General features: G+C 62.2%; 8 protein-coding genes and 1 pseudogene. 3 read left to right on the forward strand and 6 right to left on the reverse strand.

The features are described from left to right. From I8N66_RS26435 to I8N66_RS26445, 3 genes and pseudogenes are all read left to right on the forward strand, one after another. Positions 1-166: pseudogene (locus tag I8N66_RS26435) on the forward strand (HlyD family type I secretion periplasmic adaptor subunit); the annotation flags it as partial. A 585-nt stretch (positions 167-751) separates the two neighbouring features. Next, positions 752-2,488, forward strand: coding sequence for an ABC transporter permease subunit (locus tag I8N66_RS26440; protein WP_291160143.1), 1,737 nt, complete (start codon positions 752-754; stop codon positions 2,486-2,488). A gap of 14 nt (positions 2,489-2,502) precedes the next feature. Further along, on the forward strand, positions 2,503-3,846 hold the full coding sequence (locus I8N66_RS26445; RefSeq protein ID WP_291160145.1) for a nitrate/sulfonate/bicarbonate ABC transporter ATP-binding protein: 1,344 nt from the start codon (positions 2,503-2,505) through the stop codon (positions 3,844-3,846). 88 nt (positions 3,847-3,934) lie between these two features. On the opposite strand, the gene I8N66_RS26450 is transcribed toward I8N66_RS26445, so the two are convergent. The 6 genes from I8N66_RS26450 to I8N66_RS26475 form a co-directional block, all read right to left on the reverse strand. Continuing rightward, the gene (locus I8N66_RS26450; RefSeq protein ID WP_365887895.1) at positions 3,935-4,330 is read right to left on the reverse strand and encodes an SDR family oxidoreductase; all 396 of its coding nucleotides are present in this window, start codon (positions 4,328-4,330) and stop codon (positions 3,935-3,937) included. 92 nt (positions 4,331-4,422) lie between these two features. Further along, positions 4,423-5,769, reverse strand: a complete 1,347-nt coding sequence (locus I8N66_RS26455) for an aspartate aminotransferase family protein (protein WP_291160147.1) — start codon at positions 5,767-5,769, stop codon at positions 4,423-4,425. A gap of 21 nt (positions 5,770-5,790) precedes the next feature. After that, complete coding sequence (locus tag I8N66_RS26460; protein ID WP_291160150.1) at positions 5,791-6,234, reverse strand: GNAT family N-acetyltransferase; 444 nt, start codon at positions 6,232-6,234, stop codon at positions 5,791-5,793. Positions 6,235-6,288: 54 nt separating this feature from the next. Then, complete coding sequence (locus I8N66_RS26465) at positions 6,289-8,244, reverse strand: hydantoinase B/oxoprolinase family protein (RefSeq protein ID WP_291160152.1); 1,956 nt, start codon at positions 8,242-8,244, stop codon at positions 6,289-6,291. After that, complete coding sequence (locus tag I8N66_RS26470; protein WP_291160155.1) at positions 8,237-10,276, reverse strand: hydantoinase/oxoprolinase family protein; 2,040 nt, start codon at positions 10,274-10,276, stop codon at positions 8,237-8,239. The genes I8N66_RS26465 and I8N66_RS26470 overlap by 8 nt, the downstream gene beginning before the upstream one ends. A gap of 201 nt (positions 10,277-10,477) precedes the next feature. Further along, positions 10,478-10,754: helix-turn-helix domain-containing protein (locus I8N66_RS26475; protein WP_291160157.1), on the reverse strand; the 277-nt coding region annotated here is incomplete at its 5' end.

The following is a 10,754-nucleotide window of genomic DNA, read 5'->3' on the forward strand; positions in this document are numbered from 1 at the left end:
CCTCGCAACCGTCGAAATCACCGACCCGATCGAAAGGCTCGGCAACCGCAAGCTCATGCCAGGCATGCCCGTCGAAGTCTTCGTCCAGACCGACGAACGAACCGCTATCTCCTACATCAGCAAACCATTCACAGACCAGATGATGCGCGCATTCAGAGAAGAATGAACCCGTTATCGCAAAGGCCGACTGGGCGGCTCATCAGTAGCCGCTATCCGGCCGATGTGGGCTCAGATTGGTGGGCGTAACCAAACAGGCTTCGCAGGCGCGCATCGCCGACACACGCCCGTCCACCATCTGGCTAATCATGGATCTATTAGATCCGGGCGAACCAAGACAAAGCCAGCAACACCTGAAGCGATGCCCGCCCTCGCCTCACGCCCTTCGTGTGCCCGGCGGCGTCGAGCGGCCAATTTTTCGCGTCAATTTAACAACTTGACTATGGCTGCGTGCGGCGCACAATCGGCAAGAAGTTCAGAAAGCACGCAAGGATTGTTGCCGAGATGGACGGTTCCAGCAGTCGACCTAGAGACAGCCTGCCCGCGCTCCTGCGGACCTGACCTTTCGCGTCCGGTTCACCGGTCCCAGCAGGCAGGCTCGGGATTGAAAGGTGAGCCATGCGGTCGCAAACCTTCCGCATTCACCAGCCCGCCCCTCGGTTTGCCGACCGCGAGGACCGAATAGAACTGTGACGCCAGGACACGGCGCCACCAGGCATGGACTTGTTCTCATTCGATAGGACGAGCTGTCAAAATGACCATGCATCATCCCGCCATGGAAGCCGTTCGCCGGTATCGCTATGCACCCAATCTATGGGATGCGTTTGCATTCGGCCTGCTTTTCGGCAGCCTTATTCTCATCATTCGCGGTGGACACGAGACGCTCGCGCCGCTCTCTTCCCTTGCGGCCTCGCCCGTTTCTCTCGATCCGGCCATACTGCCGGAATACGCTTTGCGCACCACCATGCGCATGCTGGCGGCGATCGCCGCCTCCCTGGCCTTCACCTTCGTCTACGGGGCGCTCGCGGCCAAGAGCCGCCGTGCCGAGCTGGTTTTGATCCCGCTCCTCGACATCCTCCAGTCAGTGCCCGTGCTGGGATTTCTGTCTTTCACCGTTCTCGGGTTCATGTCCCTTTTCCCCGGGAACGTATTCGGTGTGGAGCTAGCAGCAATCTTCGCCATCTTCACCAGCCAGGCCTGGAACATGACCTTCAGCTTCTATCAGTCGCTGAAGACCGTCCCGGGCAACCTGGATGAGGCAGCACGCAGCTTCCGTCTTTCTGCATGGCAGCGCTTCTGGCGCCTTGAGGTCCCGTTTTCGATGCCGGGCCTTGTCTGGAACACGATGATGTCGATGTCGGGCGGGTGGTTCTTCGTCGTCGCGTCGGAAGCAATTTCAGTCGGCCACACGACCGTCACCCTGCCGGGCATAGGCTCCTATGTCGCGCTCGCCATCGCGCAACAAGACCTTGCCGCAGTCGGTTGGGCGGTGACGACCATGCTTGCGGTGATCCTCATCTACGATCAATTGCTGTTCCGCCCACTTGTAGCCTGGAGCGACAAGTTTCGCGTCGAACTTTCGGCAAGCGGAATGGCGCCCCGCTCATGGCTGCTGGATGTGGTTCGCAGAACGCAGTTGTTTCAAATTCTGCTTGCGCCTGTCGGAATGCTCTTCGCCCGCCTGCCGCAGCAGCGCCTTGCAATCCCCTCCGTCCTGCCGCCCCAACTCCACGGGGCCAAGGCGACGGCTTTCGGGGATCGCGTCTGGCTTGCGCTCGTCGCACTCGTTTCGGCTTATGCATTCTGGCTGATTGCCCGCTTCATCGGAACCGAGCTTGCCTTCCGCGATGTTGCATTGGTGCTGGGGCTCGGGCTTCTGACCATGCTGCGCGTCATCGTCCTGATGGCGCTTGCCACACTGATCTGGGTCCCGATCGGTGTCTGGGCCGGGCTGAGGCCGCGGGTGGCCGAGCGCGTCCAGCCACTCGCGCAGTTCCTGGCCGCGTTCCCGGCCAACATCGTCTTTCCGTTCGCCGTCGTCGGGATCGTCCACCTGGGGCTGAACCCGGACATCTGGCTGTCGCCGCTGATGGTGCTCGGCGCACAGTGGTACATCCTCTTCAACGTGATTGCCGGAGCGAGCGCCTTTCCGAACGATCTCAAGGAGGCGGCGGCAACCTTCCGCATCCATGGCTGGAACTGGTGGCGCAAGGTCATCCTGCCGGGGATCTTCCCCTATTACGTGACCGGTGCGATCACCGCGAGCGGCGGTTCCTGGAACGCGTCGATCGTCGCCGAGGTCGTTGGCTGGGGTGATACCACGCTCACGGCACATGGCCTTGGCGCCTACATCGCCGAAGCGACCAAGGCGGGCGACTATCCCCGCATCGTGCTCGGCATTGCCGTCATGTCGTTGTTCGTCATCCTGTTCAACCGTCTGCTCTGGCGTCCGCTCTACGCCTTTGCCGGCCGCCACCTGCGTCTCGACTGAGAGAGGTTTCCCACATGGCTTCGGTCGAAATCACAAAACCCCGCACCCACCTCACCAGCGAAAAGCTCGTCGAACTGGAAGGCGTGCGCCAGATCTATCACAAGAGCGACAGTCCCGACCTTGTCGCGCTCGACGACGTCGCGCTCTCGATCGGTGAAGGTGAAATCGTCGGACTGCTTGGGCGTTCAGGCTCCGGAAAGTCGACGCTGTTGCGTATCGTTTCCGGATTGATCGCGCCAACCACCGGCACGGTACTGTGGCGCGGCCTGCCCGTTACCGGCCCCTGCGAAGGCGTCGCGATGGTGTTCCAGAGTTTCGCACTCTTTCCCTGGCTGAGCGTGCTCGAGAATGTCGAGCTCGGGCTCGAGGCGCTTGGCGTTCCTGCGGGCGAACGGCGCCGACGCGCGATCGATGCCATTGACCTGATCGGCCTCGACGGCTTCGAAAGTGCCTATCCCAAGGAGTTGTCCGGCGGCATGCGCCAACGCGTCGGCTTTGCCCGGGCGCTCGTCGTGCATCCACGCCTCATGCTCATGGACGAGCCCTTCTCGGCGCTGGATGTCCTGACCGCGGAAACGCTCCGCACCGACCTCATCGACCTCTGGATCGAGGGGCGGCTACCGATCAGATCGATCCTGATGGTGACGCACAACATCGAGGAGGCCGTACTCATGTGCGATCGCATCCTGATCTTCTCCTCCAATCCGGGGCGCGTTGCTGCCGAGATCAAGGTCGACCTCGTCCACCCGCGTAACCGGCTCGATCCAGCCTTCCGGCAATTGGTCGACGACATCTATGCCCGGATGACGCAGCGTGCGCCGAAGGAAAAGATGGAGAAACATGCCGCAAGCGGTTTCGCCGGCGTTGGTATCGCCATGGCGCTACCGCGCCTGTCGACCAACCGGCTTGCCGGCCTGATGGAAGCGCTCGCCCTGCCGCCATACGACGGTAGGGCCGATCTCCCCGATCTGACGTCGACGCTTCAGATGGAGGCGGGCGAACTATTTTCGATCCTCGAAACGCTGCAACTGATGCGATTTGCCGAACTGGAAGAGGGAGACGTGAAGCTGACGGAGGCTGGGCAACACTTCGCTGGCGCCGAGGTTGATGCCCGCAAGCGCCTGTTCGCTGAACATCTTCTCGCTTACGTGCCGCTCGCCGCCCTCATCCGGCGGGTGCTCGACGAGCGCCCGAGCCACCGCGCGCCGTTCACGCGTTTCTCGGAGGAACTCGAAGACTACATGTCGGAGGAAAACGCCGAACACACGGTGCGTGCGGTCATTTCATGGGGCCGCTACGCGGAACTCTTCGGCTACGACGAAGAGATGCGGCAATTCAATCTGGAGAACCCAATCTGACGGTAGCCCCGACGTTTCCATGCAGCGACTTGGCACTCAACCGGGTGTCACGGGCGCCGCGTTTCGCAGCGCTCGTGTTCGGTCTACTCTATCGCATCATGGCCGCGACATTGCCGCTGTCGACAGTGATGACCGCGCCGGTGCTGGTGCGCGCCTTGGCGAGATGCACGAACGCGTCGGCGACATCCTTGGCGGCAACCTCGCGATGGACGAGGTTCCCGCGCATGTAGGCATCCGGCGAAATGCCGCGGGTACGGCTGCGCTCCTCGACCATCTGGTCTGTCATGAGGCCGGTTCGGATACGATCGGCATTGACAGCGTTCGACGTGATCCCGTCAGCGCCGTGCTCGACCGCGTATTGCCGCATCAGCGCCATGAGTGCGGCGCTCAATGTGGCGTAGGAATACGTCACGACGACAGGTGCACGTAGATGGAACGATGTCGAAATTGATTCGGAAAAGAAGCGCGTACAATTGATTATGATGGCTTCCTAACGCACTTGATTAGGTAAGATCGCCGGAAGAACCGAATGAACTACCGCGCCCGTCCGGTGACGGACGCGGCTTTGATTGCGCGCTACGAACCCGCCAGTTCCTTGAGGCTGCGCTCGACGATATCGAACATCTCATTGACCTCAGTCCTGGTGATGATCATCGGCGGGCAGAAGGCTATCGCGTCGCCGATGTTGCGTGAAATCAGGCCGTTCTTCTGCAACAGGGCTGCCGCCCTGGCGCCCATCGTTCCCGTCGGCGCGCCGTCGGCGGCCTCCAGTTCCAGGGCCCCGATCAGCCCGACACCGCGTGCTTCGACGGCAAGGGGATGCCGCTCCAGTGCGTTGAGGCGCTCGAGAAAATGTGGTGCCAGCCGGCGCACGTTTCCGACGAGATCGCGCTCCTCGATGATCGCCAGGTTCTCCAGCGAAACTGCGGCGGCGACGGGATGGCCGCTTGCCGTGTAACCGTGGCCGAGCACGCCGATCCGGTCTGCCTCGCAAGCGATCGGCTCAAAGACGCGCTCGTTGATCATCAGCGCCGAGATCGGCTGGTAAGACGAGGAGAGTTGCTTGGAGACCGTCATGATATCGGGACGCAGCCCATAGGTTTGCGAGCCGAACATGTTGCCGGTCCGGCCGAACCCGCAGATCACTTCGTCGGCGATGAGCAGGATGTCGTGGCGGTCGAGCACTTCCTGGATGGCCGCCCAATAGCCTTCCGGCGGTACGATGACGCCGCCGGCGCCCATCACTGGTTCGCCGATGAAGGCGGCGATCGTTTCCGGTCCCTCCTCGAGGATCATGGCCTCCAGCTCCTCGGCGCAGCAACGCGAGAAGGCAAGCTCGTCCTGGCCCGGTTCCGCTCCCGTTCGATAGTGCGGGCAGGTCGTGTGCAGGATGTTCGGGAACGGCAGGTCGAAGGAACGATGATTGTTGGGCAGACCCGTCAGACTGGCGCTCAGCGCCGTCACGCCGTGATAGCCCTTGATCCGTGAGATGATCTTCTTCTTCTCAGGTCTGCCGAGCGCGTTCGAGCGGTACCACACGAGCTTGATCGCCGTGTCGTTCGCCTCCGACCCGGAATTGGCGAAATAGACCTTAGACATCGGTACGGGCGCCAGCGATACCAGCTTCTCCGCCAGATCGGCAACGGGCCCGTGCGACTTCTGCGAGAAGGTGTGGTAGTAGGGCAACTGGCTCAGCTGCTTGCGCGCGGCCTCGACCAGGCGTTTCTCGCCGAAGCCGACGGCGACGCTCCAGAGCCCTGCCATGCCCTCGATGTAGCGCTTGCCGCTATTGTCGAAGACATGGATGCCCTCCCCCCGCTCGATCACCATCGGCCCTTCGCGTTCCAGGCGTCGGGGATTGGTGTAGGAATGGAGGTGATACACCATGTTCCGCGCTTCGGTGGAATTTGGCTGTGCGGTCATTGGCGTCTCCCTGCTGCAATTTCAAAGCGTGATATCATAGGTAATCCAATCCGTGCGTGACGCGACACGATCATAAAGCGTTCGTGCACGATAATTGTTGTCGCGTGTGATCCAGCGGACGACGTTCCAGCCGCGGTCCCGCCCGATCTCGGCAACGGCGCGGATCAGTGCAGGGGCTGCACCCCTGCCACGCGCCTCAGGTACAACGAAAAGATCGTCGAGAAAGCCGCCGCGCGCGGCGAATAACGGCCGGATGTATTCGCGAAAATGTGTCAGGCCGACCGGGCGGCCAGTGCCATCGAGCGCAAGCCGGCATTCAAGCCGGCCGTCGCAGATCCAGCCCCAGACCCGATCACGCATTTCGTCGGTCTGCTCGACGCCGTAGTAGCTGGCAAACCCCGCGTGGAGCTCGTTCCACGCGGACCTGTCGCCCTCAGCTGCGGCGACGATCGTGATATCACCCATTGTTACCCCCGACCCTGGGTGGGCGAACCGCCCACCCGCCAGCCATTTTCGACACTATTGCCAGGCAGCCGCCGAACGCTTGCGATACATCTCCCGGAACTGATCGGTGGAGACCGGCAGCAGATCGCCGCTGTCCCAGTCGAGGATGACCGCGTAGCGACGCACGGCGTCCAATGCATCGATCTCGCCGGCCTTGAACCACCTGGAGACATCCTCCGGATCAGCCGCCAGCCAATCGTTGCGTTCGGCGCGGATCTGCCGACGCAAGGCAACGGTCGCATCCTTGTCGATCTCATAGGCGCAGATTTCCGGATCGATCGGCTGAATGACGACGCCGTAGTCCTTGGCTGCGCGTTCGACCGAGACATAGTCGTCGATGACATCCTCCAGCACGCGCTTCGGATCGCGTTCCAGCGGATCACCGAAACCACCGCCGCCGGCGGTCGGACGGGAGAAGACATCGCCTGGTTCGATCGCCACATCCGAGAAGGTCGCGCCGAGCCACTCCTTTTTTCCGCTCGCCGCGCGCGTCAGCGTCAGCCCGTGCGGTATCGACGGCAGGCCACCCTCGATACCCCAGACGATCGCCCTCTCGCGGTCGCAGATATAGGAGATCACCGTGCTCTCCGCCTCGAGCATGCGCGAAGTCTTCAGCACCCCGGCTCCGCCCCGCCATTTGCCTGGTCCGGCAGAATCCTTGAGCACCTCGAACTCGGTCGTCAGGATCGGGTTCGCCCTTTCCTGTCCTTCCACCGGCTGGGCCATCAGTCCCGTGCCGAAGCAGGCGGTGGTGACATTGCAGCCGTCCTTGCCGTTGCGCCCGCCCCAACCACCGGGCAGCCAGTCATAAAACATGAAGATCGGCTTTTCTTTCGCCCGGGCATCGCGCCCACCGGTCAGGAGATATTCGAGGTTGAAGGCGCAGGCGATGGCCCGCTCCGGAATGATCTTCGACCAGATCTCGTAGATCGCGTTCATGATCTTCTCGAAGGGCATCAGGAAGCCGGTGACCGCCACCGGCCATTTCGCATCGACGATAGAACCTTCCGGGGCGATGATCTCAAAGACGCGATAAAAACCGCTGTTGAGCGGAAGGTCCGGGAAGAACGTCTTCATGCCCGCAGCGACCGCCGAGAAGGTGGCGCCGAAGGCCGAATTGTAGATGGACCCGATCGTCGGGTGGCTGCCGGTGAAATCGTAGATCGCCCGGTCGCCCTTGATCGTCAGCTTGACCTTGATCGGGATCATGCCCTCGCTGCCGGCCGGATCGCGGTCGATGAAGTCCTGCGTTTCCCAGGTCCCGTCGGGCAGCGCTGCGATGCGCTGGCGCATGGCGCGTTCGACATAGTCCTGCACGGCACCGAGGCCCTGCTTCACGGTGCCTTCACCGTATTTGCCGACCAGACGAAGGATTTCTCGTTCGCAGACCTGCGTCGCCTGCGCCTGGGCGTGAATGTCGCCGATGATCGAGGCCGGATCGCGCGTGTTCGAAGCGATGAGGTTGGCGACGTCCTTGCAGAACCGGCCGCGATCAAAGAGGCGGATAGGCGTGATGCGCATGCCTTCCTTGAACATTTCCTTCGCTGCCACGTCGAAGGAGCCCGGCACGCTGCCACCGAGGTCCGACCAGTGGCCGTTGGACTGGCTGAAGGCGATGATACGGCCGTCGACGAAAATCGGACGGATCAGACGCACGTCGTTGAAATGGGTGCCGCCGGCGTAGGGATCATTGATGGCATAGACGTCGCCCGGATGCATGTCGCCGTCGAAGGCGCGAATGACGTCCTTGCAGGTGAAATGCAGCGTGCCGACATGCACCGCGATGTCCTGGTTTCCCTGTGCAGCCGAATTGCCCTCAGCATCGTGCAGCGCGCTGGAGAAATCGCGGTTGTAGATGACGAAGGAATAGCAGGTCCTCAATATCTGCTCTGCCATCTGGTCGACGCTGGTGATGAAGGAATTCTTCAGCACCTCGAAGGTTACGGGGTCAAGGCTCTGCTGTTCAGACATTCTTCTCACCTTCGATACGGATGATGATGTTGAGGAACTGGTCGACTTCGGCGCGTGTGTCCGGTGGAATGACGACCGTGGAATCGAGCTGTTCGATGATGGCGGGCCCGGCGAGAACAAGCCCGGCCGGCAGGGTTTCGCGCTCGTAAACCGGTGTATCCAGGCCACGTTCGCCATCGAACCAGACCGTGCGCCGCGTCTTCGGCTCGGGCACGATGCCCGTTGGCTCGTGGCGTGCGAGCGTCGCCTTCGGCACCACGCCGATCGCCTTCAGATTGATGCGGAAGAGGCTGACCGGCGTTTCGTCGCGGCGGAAGTTGTATTCGCGTTCGTGTTCGCGATGGAAGGCTTCGACGAGCCGCGCTATCTCCGTCATGCCCGAAGGGGCGGAAACCGCGAGCGACCGCCATTGGCCGAGATACATCATGTCGATGCTGCGCTGGAGCACGACATCCTTTTCAGCGACGCCCTCATGGGCAAGCCGATCGAGCGCCTCCTTTTCGAGGCGGAGAAAGGCTGCCTCGATCGCCGCAGGATCGGCATCGGCCGCCGCCTTCAGGTAGCTCTCCGAGAAGTCGTGCTGCATGTCGACGAGCAGGCAGCCGAGCGCCGAGGTCACACCGGGATTGGGCGGCACGATAACGGCGGGGATCGAGAGCTCGCGCGCAATCGCCGCCCCGTGAAGCGCGCCTGCGCCACCGAAGGCGACGAGCGCAAAGTCGCGCGGGTCATAGCCGCGGCTGATGGAGATTAGCCGCACGGCATCGGACATGTTGGCATTGGCGACACGGATGATCGCGTCCGCGGCTTCGTGCACACCGAGACCGAAGGGCTCGGCCACGCCCTCCTTGACAGCAACCTCTGCCAGCCCCGCATCAAGCGTGATCTTGCCCCCGGCCAGACTGGTGCCCAGGCGACCGAGGACGACATTGGCATCGGTGTTGGTCGGCTGTTTGTTGCCCTTGCCATAACAAGCCGGACCCGGGTTTGCGCCGGCCGATTGGGGGCCGTTGCGCAACGAACCCGCCTCATCCGTCCAGGCAAGCGATCCGCCGCCAGCACCAATCGTCAGCACCTCGATCGAAGAGAAGCGGATCGGGTAGCCGAATTCGATGAACCAGTCTTTCGTCACCCGCGACTGGCCATCATAGGCAAGCGACACATCGGTCGACGTGCCACCCATGTCGAGACCGATCGAGTTCTTGAAGCCGCAGAGTTCGGCGATGTATTTGCTGGCAATCGCGCCGGCAGCGATACCGGATCCGGCGAGCCGGGCGGCGAAGTCCTCCACACTCTTCGGCGTCATCACGCCACCGCCGGTATGGAGCAGCAGGAGGTCGCGCTGGTAGCCGTCCGCGGCAAGGCGCTTACCGAGCCTGGAGGTATAGTCGACGACCACCGGGCTCAGTGCCGCATTGGCCACGGTGGTCGAAAAGCGCTCGTGCTCGAAGATCTCCGGCAGCACATCCGACGAGGTCGAGACCGGCACGCCCGGCATCACCTCGATCAGGATCTCCTTCATCCGCCGCTCGTTCTCGCCATTCATGAAGGCGTTCATGAAGCAGACCGCGACGGCGGCGACGTTGCGGCGCTTGAGGATACGGGCGACCTCGCGGGCTTCCTCCTCGTCAAGCGGCGTCACGACCTCCCCCTGCGCATCGACGCGCTCCGAAACAACGAGCCTGTCGCGCCTGGGCACATAGGGTGGAACGACATCCTTGTAGGTATCCCAGAGGTCTTCCTTGTTGGCGCGCCGGATCTCGATGACGTCGCGGAAGCCTCTCGTCGAGACCATGGCCGTGCGCGGCAGCCGCCGCGTGATCAGGGCGTTCGTGGCAACGGTGGTGCCGTGCGAAAACAGCGCCACCTTCTTGAGATCAATGCCAGCCTTTTCCACACCCGACATGATGCCATCGATGGGATCGACCGAGGATGAAGTCTTCTCTACCCGGATGAGACCCGTCGTCTCGTCCATGATGCAAATGTCGGTGAAGGTGCCGCCGACATCGACCGCTACACGAAGGTTCTGCAAGTTTCGTCTCCTGTCTCGAAAATAGAAATCGGGCAAGGCTTCGCCGTCGGCCGAAAGCGGCCGCGGCAAGCGCTGCAGTGTTGGTGGTCGTTGCGAGCGTTTCCGTTCAGGAAGAAGTTCTTGGAAACGCTCTATCTCTTTGTTTTCACGCAATTCCAGGCGCGAGACCGCGGCGCACTTTGGCTGGATTTGCTGTCCCGATCACCCTGTCGCGACGGTGCGCTCCATCAGGTATCGCTCGCGTGCCTCGGTCGGGCTGAGACCGAAATGCGCCTTGTAATGGCGGCTGAGTTGGGCGTGGTCGCCGAAGCCCAATGCATAGGCGATCTCTGAAACCAGCTTGCGGCAGGCGGGATCTCGAAGCATTTCGTCGCAACGCAACAGCCGCTGCAGCCGGATCCAATGGCAGACGGAGGTCCCCTGCTGCTTCATGAGCTGGTGCAGATAGCGCACCGAGATACCGCACGCCTCGGCAATG

It is taken from the genome of Ensifer sp. SSB1 (assembly GCF_016652895.1).
GTDB lineage: Bacteria > Pseudomonadota > Alphaproteobacteria > Rhizobiales > Rhizobiaceae > Ensifer.